At 71.9% G+C, this 19,401-nt stretch carries 14 protein-coding genes and 1 pseudogene; 8 read left to right on the plus strand and 7 right to left on the minus strand.

What is annotated here, in order from left to right:
• Positions 1-56 precede the first annotated feature (56 nt).
• Positions 57-1,529, minus strand: coding sequence for an RICIN domain-containing protein (locus ACFKCF_RS18650; RefSeq protein ID WP_394495119.1), 1,473 nt, complete (start codon positions 1,527-1,529; stop codon positions 57-59).
• A gap of 361 nt (positions 1,530-1,890) precedes the next feature.
• Here ACFKCF_RS18650 and ACFKCF_RS18655 point away from each other — a divergent pair, with 361 nt between their 5' ends.
• From ACFKCF_RS18655 to ACFKCF_RS18670, 4 genes are all read left to right on the plus strand, one after another.
• Positions 1,891-5,730, plus strand: a complete 3,840-nt coding sequence (locus tag ACFKCF_RS18655; protein ID WP_394495121.1) for a Pls/PosA family non-ribosomal peptide synthetase — start codon at positions 1,891-1,893, stop codon at positions 5,728-5,730.
• A complete protein-coding gene (locus ACFKCF_RS18660) occupies positions 5,727-6,998 on the plus strand; it encodes a M1 family metallopeptidase (protein ID WP_394495581.1) in 1,272 nt (423 codons plus the stop codon). The genes ACFKCF_RS18655 and ACFKCF_RS18660 overlap by 4 nt, the downstream gene beginning before the upstream one ends.
• A 344-nt stretch (positions 6,999-7,342) precedes the next feature.
• Complete coding sequence (locus tag ACFKCF_RS18665; protein WP_394495123.1) at positions 7,343-7,639, plus strand: DUF3817 domain-containing protein; 297 nt, start codon at positions 7,343-7,345, stop codon at positions 7,637-7,639.
• Positions 7,640-7,848: 209 nt separating this feature from the next.
• Positions 7,849-8,640 (plus strand): ArsR/SmtB family transcription factor, encoded by a 792-nt coding sequence (locus tag ACFKCF_RS18670; protein ID WP_394495124.1) that lies wholly within the window; start codon positions 7,849-7,851, stop codon positions 8,638-8,640.
• A gap of 96 nt (positions 8,641-8,736) precedes the next feature.
• Here ACFKCF_RS18670 and ACFKCF_RS18675 read toward each other — a convergent pair whose 3' ends face one another.
• Positions 8,737-9,951, minus strand: a complete 1,215-nt coding sequence (locus ACFKCF_RS18675; RefSeq protein ID WP_394495126.1) for an RNA polymerase sigma factor — start codon at positions 9,949-9,951, stop codon at positions 8,737-8,739.
• Positions 9,951-10,366: pseudogene (locus tag ACFKCF_RS18680) on the minus strand (YciI family protein). The gene ACFKCF_RS18675 and the pseudogene ACFKCF_RS18680 overlap by 1 nt, the downstream one beginning before the upstream one ends.
• Before the next feature lie 309 nt (positions 10,367-10,675).
• On the opposite strand from ACFKCF_RS18680, the gene ACFKCF_RS18685 reads away from it, so the two are divergent.
• A complete protein-coding gene (locus tag ACFKCF_RS18685) occupies positions 10,676-11,287 on the plus strand; it encodes a DUF3105 domain-containing protein (RefSeq protein ID WP_394495127.1) in 612 nt (203 codons plus the stop codon).
• Positions 11,284-11,910 carry a DUF305 domain-containing protein gene (locus tag ACFKCF_RS18690; protein WP_394495129.1) on the plus strand — a complete coding sequence of 209 codons (627 nt, stop codon included), beginning with the start codon at positions 11,284-11,286 and terminating at the stop codon, positions 11,908-11,910. Before ACFKCF_RS18685 ends, ACFKCF_RS18690 begins: the two co-directional genes overlap by 4 nt.
• 68 nt (positions 11,911-11,978) lie before the next feature.
• Here ACFKCF_RS18690 and ACFKCF_RS18695 read toward each other — a convergent pair whose 3' ends face one another.
• Together ACFKCF_RS18695 and ACFKCF_RS18700 are read right to left on the minus strand one after the other, a co-directional pair.
• On the minus strand, positions 11,979-13,532 hold the full coding sequence (locus ACFKCF_RS18695; protein WP_394495131.1) for a M28 family metallopeptidase: 1,554 nt from the start codon (positions 13,530-13,532) through the stop codon (positions 11,979-11,981).
• Positions 13,533-13,637: 105 nt separating this feature from the next.
• A complete protein-coding gene (locus ACFKCF_RS18700; protein WP_394495133.1) occupies positions 13,638-15,440 on the minus strand; it encodes a cytochrome c oxidase assembly protein in 1,803 nt (600 codons plus the stop codon).
• A gap of 184 nt (positions 15,441-15,624) precedes the next feature.
• Between ACFKCF_RS18700 and ACFKCF_RS18705 the strand changes: the two genes are divergently transcribed.
• Positions 15,625-17,586 carry a beta-N-acetylglucosaminidase domain-containing protein gene (locus ACFKCF_RS18705; RefSeq protein ID WP_394495135.1) on the plus strand — a complete coding sequence of 654 codons (1,962 nt, stop codon included), beginning with the start codon at positions 15,625-15,627 and terminating at the stop codon, positions 17,584-17,586.
• Positions 17,587-17,598: 12 nt separating this feature from the next.
• On the opposite strand, the gene ACFKCF_RS18710 is transcribed toward ACFKCF_RS18705, so the two are convergent.
• Positions 17,599-17,829, minus strand: a complete 231-nt coding sequence (locus ACFKCF_RS18710; RefSeq protein WP_394495137.1) for a beta galactosidase jelly roll domain-containing protein — start codon at positions 17,827-17,829, stop codon at positions 17,599-17,601.
• 63 nt (positions 17,830-17,892) lie between these two features.
• Positions 17,893-18,600 carry a TetR/AcrR family transcriptional regulator gene (locus ACFKCF_RS18715; protein WP_394495138.1) on the minus strand — a complete coding sequence of 236 codons (708 nt, stop codon included), beginning with the start codon at positions 18,598-18,600 and terminating at the stop codon, positions 17,893-17,895.
• 136 nt (positions 18,601-18,736) lie between these two features.
• On the opposite strand from ACFKCF_RS18715, the gene ACFKCF_RS18720 reads away from it, so the two are divergent.
• A complete protein-coding gene (locus ACFKCF_RS18720) occupies positions 18,737-19,399 on the plus strand; it encodes a dihydrofolate reductase family protein (protein WP_394495140.1) in 663 nt (220 codons plus the stop codon).
• The last annotated feature ends 2 nt before the right edge of the window (positions 19,400-19,401 follow it).

Raw genomic sequence — 19,401 nt, forward strand, 5'->3', positions numbered from 1 at the left:
CCTTTCCTGAGGTGGGGGTGCCTCGGGCCGGCCCTGGGACCGGCCCGAGGGGTCGGTCACAGGCCGATGCCGGCCTGCGGGCCCGCGTAGGTGCGAAGGAGCGCCGGGACCTGCGCCGCGGGGTCCAGGGTGTAGGAGTAGAAGGAGGACGGTGTGAAGGCGGAGCCGCCGGTCTCCCGCCGGCCCGTCGAGTTGACCACGATGCTGCCGCTCTGGCGGAGCTGGGCGGCGTCGTCCCTGTAGTAGGGGTCCTTGACGTTGTCGTAGTAGCTGTTCTCGATCACCATCTTGGTGGCGCCGCGCGAGTAGTTGCCGTAGCCCGTGATGTTCTGCAGGTAGTTGTTGTACAGGTGGGCGTAGGCGACGTTGTCGGTGCTGGGGTTGCGCTGGTTGTTGTCGTGGATCCAGTTGTGGTGGATCGTCATCCGCGACGTGACGTTGTCGGTCCAGCCGATGCCGAACGCCTTGTTGTTCTCCGACAGGACGTTCCAGGAGACGGTCAGGTAGCTGGTGTCCTTGCGGCTGTCGATCAGCCCGTCGTTCATCCGGGTGATCGTGTTGTGGTCGATCCAGATGTGGTGGGCGGTGTCCATCTGGATGCCGTCGTAGTCGTACAGCTTGTCGTCGGGGTCGTCGTCGGCCATGCGGGTGTCGCGGATGGTCAGGTTGCGGATGATGACGTTGCTGACGCCCGCTCCGAGGAAGAAGCCGCCGTTGACGATGTGGCCCCGGGTGCCGACGCCGACGATGGTCTTGTTGGAGGCGACCTTGATCTCGGTGCCGTACGGCGTGACGGTGACCGCGCCGTTGACCTTGATGACGTATGGCTCGGCGGCGGTGGCGTACCTGACCAGGTCGGCGTAGGTGGTGACGGTGACCGTGGCGCCGGCCGCGCCTCCCGTGGTGGTCGCCAGGCCGTTGCCGCTGGTGGCGGCGAACCCGTCGGCGTTGTTGGACCAGACCCGGTCGCCGGAGGCGGAGTTGACGGACCACTGCATGCGGGCGACGTCGGAGCAGGTCTCCTGGACGATGGGGTTGTTGCCCGCCGTGGAGCCGTCCTTGTCACTCACGCACAGCCCGGTCGCGACGCTCTTCACCAGGTACTTGCCCGAGGTGGAGGAGGGCGTGAAGGTCCAATGCTGGTTGGTCTTGCCGCCGTCGCCGCAGCCCCACTGCTGCAACTGCGTACCGGAGACCGTGGACGCGCCCGGCACGTCGACGCACCGGCCGCTGCCGCCGTTGACCAGATTGAACGCACTCCCCCGCGCCACCGCCTTGAACTGCTGGCCGGCGGCGGAGGGGACGCAGGCGGTCTGGACGAGCAGGGCGCCGTTGTCGGCCGACGCGCCCGTCACCTCGACGCACTTGCCGCTCGCCCCGGAGGCGAGCGTGTACACGCCGCCGTCGGCCGGGGCCGCCGCCTGCGCCGGTCCGGCGGAGGCTACCAGCACGGTGGCGGTGACCAGGACGGCTGCCGCGGGGACGGCGATCGATCGGGTACGGCCTTTGATGGTCAAGAGCAAATTCATTGATTGCATCCTCGAAGGTCGAGAGGAATCTCGCATCGGACGAATCAGCGCGCTTCACTGACGCGGAGGTTACGACCGCGTTTCCGATTACGTCAATCTATGAAACAAACAGGCGACACCTGGTCGAACCCTGGTTTTCCGCCCCGCTGACGGCCGGTCAGCCCGTCCTTCCGGCGTTTTTCGCTGGTCATTGCATGACGCGGGGCGAGGGGCGGTCGTCGCCACGGAGGGCCGTCGTCCGAAAAATTTCGATGATTCGACGGCGCGCCGATTGAAACTTTCCCCGGTCACCCGCCGGCCTGATCCTCGACGCGGTGGGCGTACCCTGGCATGTCCCCGTCGTCCATCCAGGGAGCACCGCTTGCGCAGCAATCCGGCCGACTTACGCCTGAGGGCCGCGACCGCGGTCTACCCCGCGGGCGTGCTGGCACCGCCGCCCCGTACCCTCATCGACGTCCTCGACGAGACCGCGCGCCGCCACCCGCACGCGCCGGCGATCGACGACGGCACCGTGATCCTCGACTACCGCTCGCTGCGCGCCGAGGTGGACCGGCTGGTCTCCGGGCTCGCCGACGCCGGGATCGGCCGCGGCTCCCGGGTCGGGGTGCGCCTCGCGTCGGGAACCGCCGAGCTGTACGTGTCCATCCTCGCCGTGCTCGCCGCCGGCGCCGCCTACGTGCCCGTCGACGCCGACGACCCGGCCGAACGCGCGGAGACGGTTTTCGCCGAGGCCGGCGTGGACGCGATCGTCTCCGGGGAGCTCACGGTGACCGGCACCCCCGGCCGGGCTCCCGCGCCGCCGGAGCCCGACGACGACGCGTGGATCATCTTCACGTCCGGCTCGACCGGCAAGCCGAAGGGCGTCGCGGTGACGCACCGGTCCGCCGCCGCGTTCGTGGACGCGGAAGCGGGGCTGTTCCTGCAGGAGCGGCCGCTGGGCCCCGGTGACCGGGTGCTGGCCGGGCTCTCGGTGGCCTTCGACGCCTCCTGCGAGGAGATGTGGCTGGCGTGGCGGCACGGCGCCTGCCTCGTGCCGGCGCCCAGAGCCCTGGTGCGCACCGGGATGGACCTGGGCCCGTGGCTGGCCGGCCACCGGATCACGGCCGTCTCGACCGTGCCCACGCTGGCCGCGCTCTGGCCGGCCGAGCACCTCGACGGCATCCGGCTGCTCATCTTCGGCGGCGAGGCCTGCCCGCCCGAGCTGGCCGAGCGGCTGGCCGTGCCGGGGCGCGAGGTGTGGAACACCTACGGCCCCACCGAGGCCACCGTGGTGGCCACGGCGGCACGGCTCACCGGCGACGGCCCGGTCCGCATCGGCCTGCCCCTCGACGGGTGGGACCTCGCGGTCGTCGACGGTGCGGGCGAACCGGTGGCCATGGGCGAGACGGGCGAGCTGGTGATCGGCGGCGTCGGCCTGGCCCGCTACCTGGACCCGGTCAAGGACGCCGAGAAGTACGCGCCGCTGCCCTCGCTGGGCTGGCAGCGCGCCTACCGCAGCGGCGACCTGGTACGCGCCGAACCCGAGGGGCTCATCTTCGCGGGCCGGGCCGACGACCAGGTGAAGCTGGGTGGCCGCCGGATCGAGCTGGGCGAGGTGGACGCCGCGCTGCGGGCGCTGCCCGGGGTCGCGGGCGCGGCCGCCGCCGTCCGCACCGCCGGCGGTGGCCACCAGGTGCTCGTCGGCTACGTCGTCACCGAGCCGGGGTTCGACCTCGGACAGGCCCGCGACCGCCTCGCGGACACGCTGCCCGCGGCCCTGGTGCCGCGCCTGGCGCCGGTCGATTCGCTGCCCACGAGGACCTCGGGGAAGATCGACCGGGCCGCGCTGCCGTGGCCGCTGACCGAGCCGGCCGCCGCCGAGGTCGCGCTGAGCCCGGCCGAGGCGCGGCTGGCCGGGCACTGGACCGCTGTGCTCGGCGTGCCGCCGAGCGGCCCCGACGCCGACTTCTTCACCGACGGCGGCACCAGCCTGGCGGCGGCCCGGCTGGTGTCGGTCCTGCGCGCCGACCATCCCGACGTGGCCGTGGGCGACGTGTACGCCCAGCCGACGCTCGGCGCGCTGGCCCGGCTGCTGTCCCACAGGGGCGAGGCCGAGCCGGCGCGGCGGCCGGTGGCCCCGATGCCCAGGCGGGCCGAGCTGGCCCAGGCGGCGCTCATGGTCGTGCTGCTGAGTGCCGGCGCGGCGCGCTGGATCGTGCTGCTCGCCGCGCTCGGCAACCTGCTCGCGCCCCCGTGGGCCCCGGCGTTGTCGTGGTGGTGGGTGGCGCTGGGCGCGCTGCTGTTCGTCACCCCCGCGGGGCGGATGGGCCTGTCCGCGGCCGTGGCCCGGCTGGTGCTGCGCGGCGTGCGGCCCGGCGCCTATCCGCGCGGCGGCGGCCTGCATCTGCGGGTGTGGTTCGCCGAGCGGTTCGCGGAGCGGCTCGGCGTGCCCGACCTGGCCGGGGCCCCGTACATGGCGTGGTACGCCCGGCTGCTCGGCGCCCAGGTGGGCGCCGACGCCGACCTGCACTCGCCGCCGCCCGTCACGGGGCTGCTCAAGCTCGGCAGAGGCGCCTCGGTCGAGCAGGAGGTCGATCTCAGCGGCTACTGGTACGACGGCGACCTGCTGCGCGTCGGCGAGATCAGGATCGGCGCGGGCGCGACCGTCGGCTCCCGCTCGACGCTGCTGCCCGGCACCAGGATCGGGAAGAACGCCCAGATCGCTCCCGGATCGGCGGTCGCCGGCACCGTTCCGGCGGGCCGGCACTGGGCCGGCGCGCCGGCGTTCCGGCAGGGCAAGTCCCGCCGGTGGCGCCCGGCGGAGCGGCCCGCCCGCTCCCGGTTCTGGGCCGCCGTGTACGGGGTGAGCGCCATGCTGCTCAGCCTGCTCCCCGCCGTCGCGGCCGCGGCCGGGCTCGCGGTCCTGGCCGCGTTCGCCGGTGACGCGCGCACGATCGGCGAGGCCCTGGCCGCCGCCCTGCCGGGCGTGCCGGCCGCGACCCTCGCGGGCATGGCGGCCTTCGCCCTGGTCACGCTGGTCAGCGTGCGGCTGCTCGGGCTGGGCCTGCACGCGGGCCGTCATCCGGTCCACAGCCGCCAGGCGTGGCAGGCGTGGGCGACCGGACGGCTGATGGCCTCGGCGCGCGTCTGGCTGTTCCCCCTGTACGCCAGCGTCCTGACGCCCGTGTGGCTGCGGGCGCTCGGCATGAAGGTGGGCCGTGGCGTCGAGCTGTCCACGGTTCTGGCGCTGCCCACGATGACGTCCGTCGGCGACGGCGCGTTCCTGGCCGACGACACGATGGTGGCCCCGTACGAGCTGGACGGCGGGTGGATGCGCATCGCCTCCGCGCGGATCGGCAAGCGCGCCTTCCTCGGCAACTCGGGGATGACCGCGCCCGGCCGCAAGGTGCCCAAGGACGGCCTGGTCGGCGTGCTGTCGGCGACGCCGAAGAAGGCCAGGTCCGGCTCGTCGTACGTGGGCATGCCGCCCATGGAGCTGCGCCGCATCGCCGAGGACGCCGACCGCAGCCGCACCTACGACCCGCCCGCCCGGTACAAGGCGGCCAGGGCGCTGGTCGAGGCGTTCCGCGTGGTGCCCGCGATGTGCGCGGTCGCGCTCGCCGTCCTGGTCGCCGCCGCCTTCGAGTGGCTCGCGGCCGGCCACGGCTTCGCCGTGACGCTGGCGCTCGGCGGCGTGGTGCTGCTGGCCGCGGGTGTGGCCGCCGCCCTGGTCGCGACGGCCGCCAAATGGCTGCTGGTCGGCCGGATCCGGGCGGGCAGCCGGCCGCTGTGGAGCTCGTTCGTGTGGCGCAACGAGCTCGCGGACAACTTCGTGGAGGTGCTGGCGGCGCCCTGGTTCGCGCAGCCGTGGCTGGGGACCGCGCCGCTGAACGTGTGGCTGCGTTCGCTCGGGGCGCGTATCGGGCATGGGGTCACATGTGACACGTACTGGCTGCCAGAGGCGGATCTGGTGACATTGGGTGATGGCGCCTGCGTCAACCGGGGCTGCGTCCTGCAGACCCACCTGTTCCACGACCGGGTCATGAACATGGACACCGTGACCCTCGAGACGGGCGCGACGCTGGGCCCGCACGGCGTGGTGCTGCCCGCCGCGCGGGTGGGCGCCGACACCACGATCGGGCCGGCCTCGCTCGTCATGCGCGGGGAGTCGGTGCCCGGCCGTACGCGATGGTTCGGCAATCCCATCTCGGCGTGGCGATGACACCGTACTTCCCCGGGCACGGCGACCACCGCTACATGGTGTCGCGCTACGACCTGACGCTGAAGTACCGGCTGGCCAACAACCGGCTCGAGGGCACGGCCCTGCTGACGGTGACGGCCGCCGAACCCCTCAGCGTGCTCGACCTGGATCTCGGCCGCTTCCGGGTCGAGGGCGTCACCGTGGACGGCATTCCCGCCCGCCACCTGCACGGCCAGGGCAAGCTGCGGGTGACGCTGCCCTGGTCGCTGCCGGCGGGCGCCGTCGCCGGTGTCGAGGTCCGCTACTCGGGCAGGCCGGTGCCGGTGTCGAGCCCGTGGGGCGGGCTGGGCTGGGAGGAGCTGTCCGACGGCGCGCTGGTCGCCGGGCAGCCCATCGGCGCGCCGTCCTGGTTCCCGTGCAACGACCGGCCCGGGGACAAGGCGTCGTACCGGATCTCCGTGACGACCGCGTCGCCGTACCGGGTCGTCGCGAACGGGGCGCTCGTCGACCAGCACCGCGCGGGCGGGACCACGACGTGGGTCTACGACCAGCCCGAGCCCATGGCGAGCTATCTGGCCAGCGTGCAGATCGGGCGCTACCGGCTCATGGAGGTCGCGGGCGCCCAGGTGGCCCATCCGGCGCGCCTGGCCACCCGCGTCCGGTACGACTTCGGACGGCAGGGCGAGATGATGGCGGCGTTCACCGACCGTTTCGGGCCCTATCCGTTCGGCGGCTACGTCGTCGTCGTGGCCGACGACGAGCTGGACATCCCGGTCGAGGCGCAGGGCATGTCGATCTTCGGCAGGAACCACGTGGACGGGCGGCGCGGGTCCGAGCGGCTGGTCGCGCACGAGCTGGCGCACCAGTGGTTCGGCAACAGCCTCACGGTGGCCTGCTGGAGCGACATCTGGCTGCAGGAGGGGTTCGCCACCTACGCCGAATGGCTCTGGTCGGAGGCCTCGGGCGGGCAGCCCGCCGCCGCCCACGCCCGGCGCTGGCACCAGCGCCTCACCGCCCTCCCGCAGGACTTCGTGCTGACCGACCCCGGGGTGGGCACGCTCTTCGACGACCGCGTGTACAAGCGGGGGGCCCTGACCGTGCACGCGCTGCGCCAGGCTCTCGGCGACGGGGCCTTCTTCCCCATGCTGCGCGCCTGGACGGCCGGGCGCCGGCACGCGAACGTCACCACCCCGGACTTCGCCGCACACGTCCAGCGGCACGCCACCCAGCCGGTGGGACCGCTGCTGTCGGCCTGGCTCCACGACCAGCCGCTCCCCCCGCTCCCCTGACGGGCTCCAAGCCCGCCCGCGCCCGGACTGGATCCGGTCCTTGGCGATCTGCCCGAGTGTGGGCAGGCTCCTGCGGTCCGGCCAGGTCTCGGGCTTCCACAGGGACGAGCGCAGGAACGCCGCGCGGCCGTTCACCCGCAGGGTCTCGTTCATCCCCCGCACGATGAACGGCAGCCCGACGTGGGGGTTGTCCAGCACGTTGCGGAAACTGTCGAGCCGGTGGTCGCCGGCAGCACGAACCGGTAGGGGGAGGCGACATCGCCCGGCGTTGCGTCCGGACCAGTGATCGGGTCGTGCTCTACGGCTTGTAGAGTAAGGGCGTTAACCGGACGAAAGGGTGGATTGTGCTGCGCTGGTTTCGACTCGTGGCGGTGGCCGAGGCGTGCTCGTGGGCGGGGCTGCTGGTCGGGATGTTCTTCAAGTACGTGACCGAGACCGGCGAGCTCGGCGTGAAGGTGTTCGGGCCGATCCACGGCGCGCTGTTCGTGCTGTACGCGGCGGGGGTGGTGCTCTCGGCGCGGGAGGCGGGCTGGAGCCGGGGCGCCGTGGTGCTGGGCCTGGTGTGCGCGGTGCCGCCGTTCACCTCGGTGTGGTTCGAGCGGCGGATGGCGGCGCGCACGGCGGCCGGGCAGCTCGCCTGATCCTGGAGGCGGGCTCGGTTGAGGGTGCCTGCCCGGGCGATGGCGATGCGGTGCCCACCGACCCGCCCGGAGCAGGCGTTCACGAATGGGCGCGGGGGAACGGGCACAGCGTAGCCGCATGCCTTGACAGGCAGCCATCTGGCTGCCTAAATTAAAGGCAGCCGGAAGGCTGCATATTGACAGGCGGCAACCTGAATGCGGGGGCGGGCATGGACGAGGTGTTCAAGGCGCTGGCCGATCCGAGCCGGCGCGCGCTGCTCGACTCGCTCAACGCCCGCAACGGGCAGACGCTGCGCGAGCTGTGCGCCGGACTCGACATGGCCAGGCAGTCCGTCAGCAAGCACCTCGCGGTGTTGGAGGAGGCCGGGCTCGTCACCACCGTGCGGCGGGGCCGGGAGAAGCTGCACTACCTCAACGCCGCGCCCGTGCACGAGATCGCCCACCGGTGGATCAGCCGCTACGACCGGGCCAGGGTCCAAGCCCTGGCGGACCTGAAACTCGCCCTGGAGGAGACCCCGATGGACGCGCCGACCTTCGTCTACACCACCTACATCCGCACCACCCCGCAGAAACTTTGGCAGGCGCTGACCGAGCCCGCCTTCACCCGCCGCTACTGGGCCACGGAGTTCACCACGGACTGGTCCGTCGGCTCGCCGATGACCTGGGACAACCACGGCGTGCTGATCAGCGACCCGGAGCAGGTCGTGCTGGAGGCCGATCCCTACAGCCGGCTCTCCTACACCTGGCACGCCGTCACCCCGGAGCTCGCCAAGCGCTTCGGCTGGGACGAGGAACTGCTCGCCCGGCTGTCCGGCGAGGCCCGCTCGAAGGTCACCTTCACGATCGAGGAGGCCGCGCAGGTCGTGAAGCTCACCGTCGTGCACGACGGCTTCGAGCCCGGATCGAGCCTGGCCGAGATGGTCAGCCACGGCTGGCCGAACGTGGTGTCGAGCCTGAAGTCGCTGCTGGAGACCGGCGAACCGCTGCCGGACGATGCGTGACCTCCCCCATCGGCTCGACGACGTCGCGAGGCGCCGCCGGGCCGGCCCGACCGGCACCAAGCTGCGCAGCGGGCACGACCGGCCGAGCTGGAGAAGTCAACTCAGCGTGGCCGCCTTGCGCAGCAGCACTGAGCGTTCGCGCTGGTTGGCGCACAGCCGGGCCGCCAGTTCCAGCTCGGCGCGCGCTTCCGGTCGCCGTCCGAGCCGGGCCAGCAGCTCACCGCGTACGGTCGGGACCAGATGCGAACCGGGGAGCCGGTCCGAGGCGATCAACTCGTCCACGATGGCCAGGGCTTGCGCCGGGCCCGAGGCCATGGCAACGGCGACGGCCCGGTTGAGCTCGACCACCGGCGAGGGCGCGACCCGGCCGAGTGCCTCGTAGAGCACCACGATCCGGTCCCAGTCGGTCGCCTCGACCGAGGGCGCCGACGCGTGGGTGGCGGCGATCGCGGCCTGCAGGCCGTAGGGGCCGAGGCCCCGAGTCGATGCCTTGGCCAGCGCGGCCAGCCCACGGCGGATCGCCGAGAAGTCCCACCGCCGCCGGTCCTGCTCGTCCAGCAGGACCGGCGAACCGTCCGGGCCGGTCCGGGCCGGGAAACGCGCGGCCGTCAGCTCGAACAACGCCAGCAGGCCGTGCACCTCCGGCTCGTCCGGCTGCAGCGCGGCCAGCGTGCGGGCCAGCCGGATCGCCTCGTACGCGAGGTCGGGGCGCAGCAGCCGGTCGCCCGACGTGGCCGTCGACCCCTCGGTGAAGATCACGTAGAGGACGCTGAGCACGCCGCCCAGCCGCTCCCGGCGCTCGGCGGCCGGCGGCAGCTCGAACGGCACTCCTGCCGCCGCGATCGTCTTCTTGCCCCGGGTGATGCGGGCCTGCACGGTCGGCACGGGTACGAGGAACGCGCGGGCGATCTCCTCGCTGGACAAGCCGCCGACCACGCGCAGGGTCAGCGCCACCCGGGCCTCGGGGGAGAGCATCGGGTGGCAGCTGATGAACATCAGCGCCAGCACGTCGTCATCGATCTTGTCGGGATCGATTTCTTCGTCAACCGCCAAGTCGGCCGCCAGCAGGGCGTACCGGTCCTGGAGGGCGGTCCGGCGGCGGATCGCGTCGATCGCCCGCCGCCGGGCCGTGGCCATCAGCCAGCCGGCCGGATTCGCCGGAGAGGCGAGCGGCCACGACACCAGCGCCTCGGCCACCGCCTCCTGGGCCGCGTCCTCGGCCAGCCCGAAATCGCCGGTGAACCGGGTCAGCGCGGCGACGATCCGCGCCGACTCGATCCGCCAGACGACCTCGACATCGGCCGCATCCATCAGATCCGGCCGTTGCTCTCGCGCCCGGCCCTGTCCTTGATGATCATTGGCCGACCTGCGGCACCTCGTCGCTCCCGGGCACCCGCCGGACCTCGATCTTGGACCCGGGGGCCGCCGGGACCCGCTTGGCCCACTCGACCGCCTCCTGTTTCGAGGCGACGTCGAGCAGGAAGAAGCCCCCGAACAGTTCCTTGGTCTCGCCGTACGGCCCGTCCGTGACCACCGGGGCCTCGCCGCTGAAGTCGACCACGACGCCCTGACCCGGATCGTCCAGCCCTTCCGCCGCGAGGAGAACGCCGGCCTTGACCATCTCCTCGATGAACTGGCGGGTCATGGCCATCATCTCGTCGATGTCGGCCATCATGGCCGCGTTCGACTCGTCGGTGCCCCGCATGATCAGCAGGTACTTCGGCATCGCGTTCTCCTCGTCCGGCGCGGCCGCCTCTCGGCCCTCGCACCCACACGTCGAACGAGCGGCCCGCGGATCGACACGGCCCCGGAGAAATCTCTCGCCGCGACGCGGCCGATCCCTCCCACCCGCGTTTCGCCCGTCAGAGCGGCCCCTGAGCGATGGCTGACGCGGACGCCCTGCTGATCAGCAGCTTATCGTCGCATCTTCGTAAGGCGCCAAGGCCAGTAGAGGTCCGTCGCCCTTATGGCCCCTGTATTCGACATGCGGTAGAACTTCTACGCAACGTAGAAGTTCGCAGGGAGAGGCAGTCGAATGGGCGACAAGCCGCAGGGCACGATCAAGGAGCGGCTCTCCGCGCTGCAGGCTCAGCAGCGACGGCAGGAGCTGCGGCGCCGGGTCGTCACGATCGGCGTCTCGGTGGCCGGGGTGGGCGCGCTGGCCGCGGCGGGAACGGTGTTCTGGCTCAACGACCGCGCCCGCACGTCGCTGGACGCGGTGCAGACGATCAACGTGACGCAGCGCAATCACACCAGCGATCCGGTCACGTATCCGCAGGCGCCGCCCGTCGGCGGGGACCATTCCCCGGCCTGGCAGAACTGCGGCGTCTACACCGATCCGGTCCGCAACGAGAACGCGGTCCACAGCCAGGAGCACGGAGCGGTCTGGGTGGCCTACCGGCCGGGACTGCCGAAAGAGCAGCTCGACATGCTGCTCGACCATGCCAGGGGACGCGACTTCGTCCTCCTGTCCCCCTACCCGGGGCTGTCGTCCGCGGTCGCGCTCAGCTCCTGGGGCAAGCAGCTCAAGCTGGACAGCGCCGACGATCCGCGCCTGCCGGCGTTCCTGAAAGCCAACATCAACGGCCCGGGGACGCCCGAGCCTGGGGCTACGTGCACCGGCGGGGTCGGGGAGCCGTCCGCATGAGGGTGCCGGCCGCTCTGCCGCGGCGCCGCGTGCTGGTGCCCGCGACCGCCGCGCTGGCGTTCGCGGTGGCCGCCCTCGGCCTCGCGCTGCTCTGCCCCCGGCCGCCCGCGGACACCTCGGTGGAGGCGGGTTTCGCCCGTGACATGCAGGCTCATCACGCTCAGGCCGTGCAGATGGCGCTGATGGTCCGGGATCGGACCGGCGATCGGGAGGTCAGGACGCTCGCGTACGACATCGCGACCACTCAGCAGCAGATCGGGCAGATGTACGCCTGGCTGGACATGTGGGGCCTGTCCCAGGCCTCGTTGCAGCCGCGCATGGCCTGGATGGGACAGAGCCACCACAACGTGACCAAGGCCGCGCCCATGCCCGGGATGGCCACCGCGGCCCAGATCAAGGAGCTGGAGCAGGCCGACGGCAAGGACGCCGAGGTCCTGTTCCTGCGCCTGATGATTCCCCACCATCAGGGCGGCGTGCAGATGGCTCAAGCGGCCGTCGGGAGCCGGCAGCCGCAGGTCCGCCGCATGGCCGGAGCCGTCCTGGCCGCCCAGAAGGCCGAGATCGACCTGATGCGGCGCATGCTCGCGGCACGCGGCGCCTCCGAGACCTCGGCCGCCGGCTGACGCGCCACCGAGCCGCTGACCTGCGGGATGAGGCGCCCGCACCACGCGGGTGCGGGCGCCGTCGAAGATCAGCTCGCCGAGTCGGCGGGCTTGTGGGTGTGCCTGGCGTCACCGCTCCGGGAGGCGGCGGTGGGCGCCGGGTCGGCGGGGATCGCGCTTGTGTCGAACGCGTACGTGCCCACCAGGGTCGCGATCGCGTCCGAGTTCACGTCGAGCGCCTTGTCGTCGATGTTCTTGATGGTGTCGCAGGCGGAGTGATAGCAGGGGTCGAGCGGGGCGCCCGCAGTGCCGCCGAAGACGGCGGCCTCTTCCTCGGTCTTGAGCTCCTCCGCCCCGGTGAACAGGCCGCCCGCCGGGATCCCGGCCGCGATGAACGCCCCGTAGTCCGAGCGGCCGGTGAACGCCGTCGCCGTGAACGGCAGCCCGCGCCGGGCGAAGAACTTCTCGAAGTCCTGCTCGATCACGTCGGATCCGGGAGGACCGGCGGTGCCGAACGCGTCGCCGTCACCGTCGTAGATCCCGAACGTGTAGTTGGTCGAGGCGATCATGTCGAAGTTGAGGTAGAGGGTGATCCTGGCCCGCTCCTCCGGCGACAGCGAGGCGACGTAGTGCTCGGAGCCGAGCAGCCCGAACTCCTCGGCGCCCCAGAAGGCGAAGCGCACCCGGTTCTTCGGCTTGGTCTTGGCGAACTGGAGCGCGACCTCCAGGGTGCCGGCGCTGCCCGAGCCGTTGTCGTTGATGCCGGGCCCCTCCTGGACGCTGTCGAGGTGGGCGCCGAGCATGACCACGTTGTCCGGGTTGCCCTTTCTGGTCTGCGCGATCACGTTGTACGTGGTCCGGGTCTCGACGATCGGGTCCCAGTTCAGCTGGACCGTCGTGCCCGCGGCGGCGGCCAGCTCCTGGCCGACCGAGAAGCGGGTGAAGAACGACGGGATCGTGATGCCCGGCCCGCCGAGCACCGGGTTGAAGTCGATCTCGGTGCGGCCCTCCTGCCCCTCGTTGAACACGACGGCCGCCGCCGCGCCCGCCGCGATGGCGTTCTCCACCTTGACGCGGAAGCTGCAGGTGCCGCGCTGCATGAGCGCGATGTTGCCGGCGGTGAAGCCGGCGAAGTCGCTCGCCTCGCAGCCCGAGCTCGAGCTGTTGGCCGCCGGACCGGGCGGCAGCACGAGGTCGACGGCCTGGAGCGTGCCGCTGACGGCGCCCGCCGGCGAGTCCTGCATCGCCACGTAGTCGCTGAAGAACCCGTACGTGTACGCCTTCGGGTCCGGGCTGGTCCGCTTGAGCACCGGCGGCGTCTTGTATCCGTCGAAAGTGAACTCGAACGGCTGGATCGTCACGTCGTACCCGGCGGCGCGGAGTTTGCGCGCCACGTAGTCGCGGGAGGCGTCGAAGCCGGGAGTGCCGGACACGCGGGTCCCGCCATTGGCTTTCGCGATGGCCTGTAAAGCCCACAGGTGCTTCTTGACGTTCTTACCGGAAACGGCTTTGACGAGCTTGCGGACGGCGGACTCACCACCCCCGTGGGCTCTGGCCGGGCCGGTGAACGCCAGTGGCGACAGGGCCACGGCCACGGCTGTCACGGCGCCGAGCACGCCCTTGCGCAGTCGGGAACGCATCATTGCTCCTCGGAACGTGGAGGGAGGACCCGGGTCGAAAATGCGCGCGTTTCCCGAACGTATTTATTAATCCCCACATAATGGAAGATTGACCATGTATCTCTTGGATCACGGACTTGGAACGTGCCGCGCCGGACGTACGACCAGGAGGGCGAGCGGGAGCAGCGGGACGAGCAGGTGGACGGCCCCGGCCAGCTGCTGGTCGGTGCGGAGGTCCGGCGCGTCGTCGGGGCCCACCAGGTAGAACCAGTCGGCCGCGACCGGCGGGCCGAGCAGCAGCAGCGCCCCCACGGCCAGTTGCGCCACCAGCACGCCGCCCAGCAGCCCGGCACGCAGCGGCCGGGAGACGGGGCGCGGCATCGGGTCCGCCCCGGCCAGCGCCCAGAAGACCAGCAGCCCGCCGCCCAGGAACAGGGCCATGGTGAACAGGTGGGCGGCGTGGCCGGCCAGCGACCAGGCCAGCCAGCCGGTGCGGTACAGCAGCGGAAACGCCACCATGTACGCCGCCGGCAGCAGGGCGAGGAAGGTCAGCCTGCGCTTGCGGAGCCAGGCGCCGAGGTCGCCGTACTGGGAGGACTCCGAGGTGGCCCGGGCGGCGAGGGTGAGCGGGGCGCCGAGGCAGAGCAGGAGCGGAGCGACGACGGCCAGCACGACGTGCTGCAGGGCCTGGACCGACAGCATCGCCCGCGCGTAACCGCCGATCCCGCTGAGCAGGACCAGCGCCAGGAGCGCCAGGCCGGCGTACCAGGCGATCGTGCGGCCCGGTGGCCAGTCCCCCACGCGGCGCACGCCGACCAGGTACCCGACCGCGGGCAGGGCCAGGAGCAGCAGGACGAGCGAGTCCGGGCGGAGCTCGGTGAGCAGCGCGCCGGGCGTGAAGGGCGGCAGGTCGTACTCCAGCAGGCGCTCATGCGCGTCGACGGCGCCCGGAGGCGGGGGCGGCGGCGGGGTGCGGGACAGGCCGACGGCCAGGCCCATGGCCGCCGTCATCACGATCATCTCGCCCGCCGCCAGCCGGACGAAGACGTGGCGCGCGCTCCGGTCGGCGACGTGCGCGACCGTGCGGCGCCGGTGGGTCCAGCCGAACAGGCCGAGCAGGGCGAGCGCGGCGGTCTTGGCCAGCAGGAACTGGCCGTACTCGGTCCGCCAGAGATCGGACACCGCGCTCAGCCGCACCCACGCCCCCACCGCCCCGGAGACGGCCACGGCCGCGAAACAGCACAGGGCGATCGTGCTGAACCGGGACAGCACGACCCGCAGGTCGCCGGCGCGGCGGAAGTGGATGAGGACGGCGCCCAGCCCGCCGACCCACAACGACACCGCGATCAGGTGAGCCGTCAGCGCGGAGACCGCGACGTCGTGGTCGGCGGCCGAGGCGGCATGCCCGACGTAGGCGGGCGGCAGCAGCCCGAACGCGGCGACCGCGAGCGCGATCCAGCCGGGCAGGCGCGGCAGCCGCGTGGCCAGGACCACCATGGTGATCGCGCCCAGCACCGGCAGCAGCGCCCGCGCCTGCGGGATGGTCAGGCCGTAGCGCAGCAGGCCGGGATCGGCGACCAGATCCGTGACGGGCAACGGCAGCACGTACGACATGGTCAGCGGGTAGCTCAGGGCGGCGGTGACCGCCCATCCCAGCGCCCACCACCGGGCCGCCCGCAGGCAGGCCGCCTTCTCGGGCGAGCCGGCCGGAGCCAGGACGACGGCGGCCAGCAGCGTTCCCAGGGTGGCCACCGCGCACAGGTCGTAGCAGAGCTTGACCAGCGGCAGGCCCCACTCGGTGACCGGGCCGGCGGTGGGCAGGCCGGCGATCACCGGCTCCGTCCTCGCACCCCCGAACCGCAGGGCCGCGACCAGCACCACGACGCCCGCCGCCACCACCCAACCGGCGTAGATCCGCGTCGCTGCCCTCATATCCATCGGATACGCGGAGGGGCACAGGCCGGTTCATTCGCGAGGTTTGCCGGACATGTGCTGCATCGCAACTCTTGACAGTAAAGATCCCGATATTAGGGTGATGATCAGATTGCCGGTCTAGACCGCGGCAAGAAAGGCGCGAGCCCTCACCCGTCATGGGTATGGACCAGTGGAGACTTCCGTGAGAAGACGCAAGATCACCCCTGCGGCGTGCCTCGCGCTGGCCGCGACCCTGGGTGCCGGGGCGCTCCTGCCCGTCCCCGCGGCCCATGCCGCTCCCGCCCCGCCCCTACCCTCGGTGTCGCCGACCCCGCAGTCGCTGACCGGCCTCGGCGCCGCCGCCGCCGTCACCGGACGGGTGCTCGTGGTCGCCGACGCGCAGACCGACCCCGCCGCCCGAGACCGCCTCGTACAGGAGCTCAAGTCGCACGGCGCCGGCCGGGTGGACACGGTCGCCCCCGACCGGATCCCCGCGGGCACGTCCGGCCTGCTCAAGGTGCGCCTCGGCCCAGCGGCCCGCCCGGACATCGCGCAGGCGCTCGGCGACACGGTCGTGCCCGGCCAGGCCGAGGGATACGCGCTGCGGGTCTCGGGCGGCACGCCGCGCCAGATCGCGCTCGGCGGCAAGGACGCCGCGGGCCAGTTCTACGCCGTGCAGACGCTGCGCCAGCTGTTCGTCCCGTCCGGCGGCGGCTGGAAGGTGGCGGGGGTCCAGGTCAGCGACTTCCCGTCCATGCCGCTGCGCGGCACCATCGAAGGCTTCTACGGCGCGCCGTGGACCCACGCCGAACGCCTCGACCAGATGGACTTCTACGGCGACGTCAAGGCCAACACCTACATCTACGCCCCCAAGGACGATCCCTACCACCGCGACAAGTGGCGCGACCCGTACCCGGCGGACAAGCTCGCCGAGCTGGGCGAGCTGGTGGCCCGGGCCGGCGCGAACCACGTCCGCTTCACCTTCGCGCTCTCCCCGGGCGTGTCGATCTGCTACTCCGACCGCGCGGACCGCGACATCCTCAAGCGGAAGCTGCAGGCGCTCTACGACCTGGGCGCCAGGGCGTTCTCCATCCCCCTGGACGACATCAGCTACACCCGCTGGAACTGCGCGGCCGACGAGGCGGCGTACGGCGCGGCCGGGCGCACCGCCGCGGCCAAGGCCCAGGTCGACCTGCTCAACGACCTGCAGCGCGACTTCATCGCCACCCACGAGGGCGCCCGGCCCCTGCAGATGGTGCCCACCGAGTACGGCGACCTGACCGACACCACGTACAAGCAGACCATGCGGGCCTCCCTCGACCCCGCGGTCGAGGTGATGTGGACCGGCACCGACACCGTGCCGCCGGAGATCACCAACGCGCAGGCCGAGAAGGCGGCGCAGCTGTTCGGGCGCAAGGTCTTCGTCTGGGACAACTACCCGGTCAACGACTACGGCAACACCAGCGGCCGGCTGCTGCTGGCGCCCTACGACAAGCGTGAGGGCGGCCTGGCCGCGCACCTGTCCGGCATCGTGGCCAACCCGATGAACCAGCCGTACGCGAGCAAGGTCGCGGTCTTCGGCGCCGCGGACTTCACCTGGAACGACAGGGCGTACGACGCGAGGAGGAGCTGGCCGCGCGCCATGGCCTATCTCGCCGGCGGCGACCAGGCGGCCACCGCGGCCCTGCTGGTCTTCGGCGACCTGGAGCACATGGCTCCGACCTTCGGCGGCACCCCCTGGCAGACCCAGGCGCCCGAGCTCGCCGCGCGGGTGGCCGCGTTCTGGCAGGCATGGGACTCCGGGCGGCGCGCCCAGGCGATCGCCGCGCTGCGGCCGTACGCGAAGGCCATCGCCACGGCGCCGGCCACCATCCGCGGCGGAGCGGTGCAGAAGGGCTTCGCCGACGACGCCGCGTCCTGGCTGGACGCCACCGAGCTGTGGGGCAGGGCGATGGCAGACCTGCTGGACGCGCTCCAGGCCCGGGAGGCCGGGGACGAGGCCAAGGCGGCCGCGTTGCTCGCCGAGTCGCGTGACCTGCAGCGGCAGGCGCGCGCCGTCCGGGTCAGCCCGCCGCGCAACCGCTGGGGCGCGGCCCAGCCCCGGATCGGGGACGGGGTGCTCGACGTCTTCCTGGCCGAGGCCGAGGCCCGGCTCCAGCGGTGAGCGGCCGGCGGGTCAGCCGAACTCCTCGACGTACTCCTCCGGCGGGCCCAGCTCGGGGCGCTCGCGCAGCTCCAGGGTCGCGCCGAGCCGTTCCAGTTCGAGGACCGTCACGGTGTTCTCACCGGCGCGCAGCAGCGGTGCCGGGCAGTACAGCGTGACCTGCGGGCCGATGTCCCAGTAGCGGCCGAGCAGGAACCCGTTGGCCCAGACGAGTCCCCGCCGGGCGTCCGGCGGGGCGGACAAACGCCTTCCCTGGGCGGCCGCCCAGGGAAGCACTGCCCGGCTGGAATGGGCCGGCTGGCGCGGTCATGTCCGTTGCGCGATGAGAGCGGCCAGGCCGTCGAGGATGCGGTCGAGGCCGAAGCGCCGGGCGTTGTCCGTCAAGGCGTCCGCGCCACCGGAGATGGCTTCGGCGAGTGCGGGGAACTCATCACGCCTGCTGTGCAGCAGCTCGGTCAGGGCGGTGGCGAAGCGTCCGCCTGAGGCCCAGGGCTGAGTTCCCGCCGTGGCGATGGACTGGGTGTTGCGGATGTGAGCGAACAAGATGAAGGCGGCCGCCAGTCGTTCGTCGCCACCTAGGCCGGTGCCCGACAGCGCCTCGACCGCCCGGTCGGTCCAGGCCACTTCGTTGGGTCCCATCGGCCGTTCGCCGACAGTGGCTCCGGGTAGCCAGGGATGGCGAGACCACGTCTCCGTCAGGCACTGGAGGAGATACTCCGTGCGTGGGCGCCAGCCCCCGGGGACCTCCGAGACGGCGGGCGGCTCGCCCACCGCCATGTCGATCATGATCGCGAGCAGCTCCGCCTTGTTGCTGACATGGCGGTACAGCGCCATTTTCGTGAAGCCGAGGTCGGCGGCGATCCGTTGCATGGAGACCGCGTCCAGGCCCTCGGCATCGGCGATGCCGATCGCGGTGCGCGCGATCTTGTCGTGGGAAAGCGGGGGTCGCCTGCCCCGGCTGCCGGCCTTCGACCACAGAAGCCGGGAGGTGTCCGGCAATGGGGAGCTCGACATGTCAGGTCCTGCTCTCGGGTGGGGTTGCAATCTCTCAATGCCTGTGTCTAGCTTATACCACTGTATCCGCCGGATACATCTGTTGCCGTAGGACACAAACCACCGTCGCCGCGGCCGTTCACAAGGGAGCACTGACATGCCCAAACTGCGCGTACACAACTTCACGATTTCGTTAGACGGATACGCCGCCGGTCCGAACCAGCGCCTGGACGCCCCGTTCGGCGACGGCGTGGAGGGAATGCACGACTGGATGTTCGCCACCCGCGCTGTACGAGCGGCACAAGGACTCGACGGCGGTGTGGAAGGCCTGGACAACGACCGGATCCTGCTGGCCGAGAACGGCGTCGGCGCCACCATCATGGGCCGCAACATGTTCGGGCCGGTCCGAGGCGAGTGGCCGGACCACTCGTGGACGGGATGGTGGGGTCCCAACCCGCCCTACCACAACGACGTCTTCGTGATGACCCGCTACCCCAGGCCCACTTTCAGCCTGGAAGGGGGCAACACCTTCCACTTCGTCGACCAAGGCCCCGAGGCCGCGCTGAAGCTTGCCTTCAACGCGGCCGACGGCAAGGACGTCCTGCTGGCCGGAGGGGCAACCACCATCCGGCAATTCCTGCGGGCCGGGCTGATCGACGACCTGTACCTCGTCATCGCCCCGATCTTCATCGGCGGCGGGGAGCGCCTCTTCGACGACCTGGACGGCGGCCTCGACCGCTACCAGTGCATCGAGCAGGTCAGCACCAGCACCGCCACACACCTGCACATCACGCGCCGCAACCCCGATCCCGCACTTTGACG

It is taken from the genome of Nonomuraea sp. JJY05 (genome assembly GCF_043496855.1).
GTDB lineage: Bacteria > Actinomycetota > Actinomycetes > Streptosporangiales > Streptosporangiaceae > Nonomuraea.

Excerpts from the sequence above, each read along its gene's own strand:
- ACFKCF_RS18720 (WP_394495140.1), top strand. The coding sequence starts at position 18,737 with ATGCCCAAACTGCGCGTACACAACTTCACGATTTCGTTAGACGGATAC.
- ACFKCF_RS18685 (WP_394495127.1), top strand. The coding sequence starts at position 10,676 with ATGGGCGACAAGCCGCAGGGCACGATCAAGGAGCGGCTCTCCGCGCTG.
- ACFKCF_RS18650 (WP_394495119.1), bottom strand. The coding sequence starts at position 1,529 with ATGAATTTGCTCTTGACCATCAAAGGCCGTACCCGATCGATCGCCGTC.
- ACFKCF_RS18700 (WP_394495133.1), bottom strand. The coding sequence starts at position 15,440 with ATGAGGGCAGCGACGCGGATCTACGCCGGTTGGGTGGTGGCGGCGGGC.
- ACFKCF_RS18695 (WP_394495131.1), bottom strand. The coding sequence starts at position 13,532 with ATGATGCGTTCCCGACTGCGCAAGGGCGTGCTCGGCGCCGTGACAGCC.
- ACFKCF_RS18670 (WP_394495124.1), top strand. The coding sequence starts at position 7,849 with ATGGACGAGGTGTTCAAGGCGCTGGCCGATCCGAGCCGGCGCGCGCTG.
- ACFKCF_RS18690 (WP_394495129.1), top strand. The coding sequence starts at position 11,284 with ATGAGGGTGCCGGCCGCTCTGCCGCGGCGCCGCGTGCTGGTGCCCGCG.
- ACFKCF_RS18675 (WP_394495126.1), bottom strand. The coding sequence starts at position 9,951 with ATGGATGCGGCCGATGTCGAGGTCGTCTGGCGGATCGAGTCGGCGCGG.
- ACFKCF_RS18715 (WP_394495138.1), bottom strand. The coding sequence starts at position 18,600 with ATGTCGAGCTCCCCATTGCCGGACACCTCCCGGCTTCTGTGGTCGAAG.
- ACFKCF_RS18660 (WP_394495581.1), top strand. The coding sequence starts at position 5,727 with ATGACACCGTACTTCCCCGGGCACGGCGACCACCGCTACATGGTGTCG.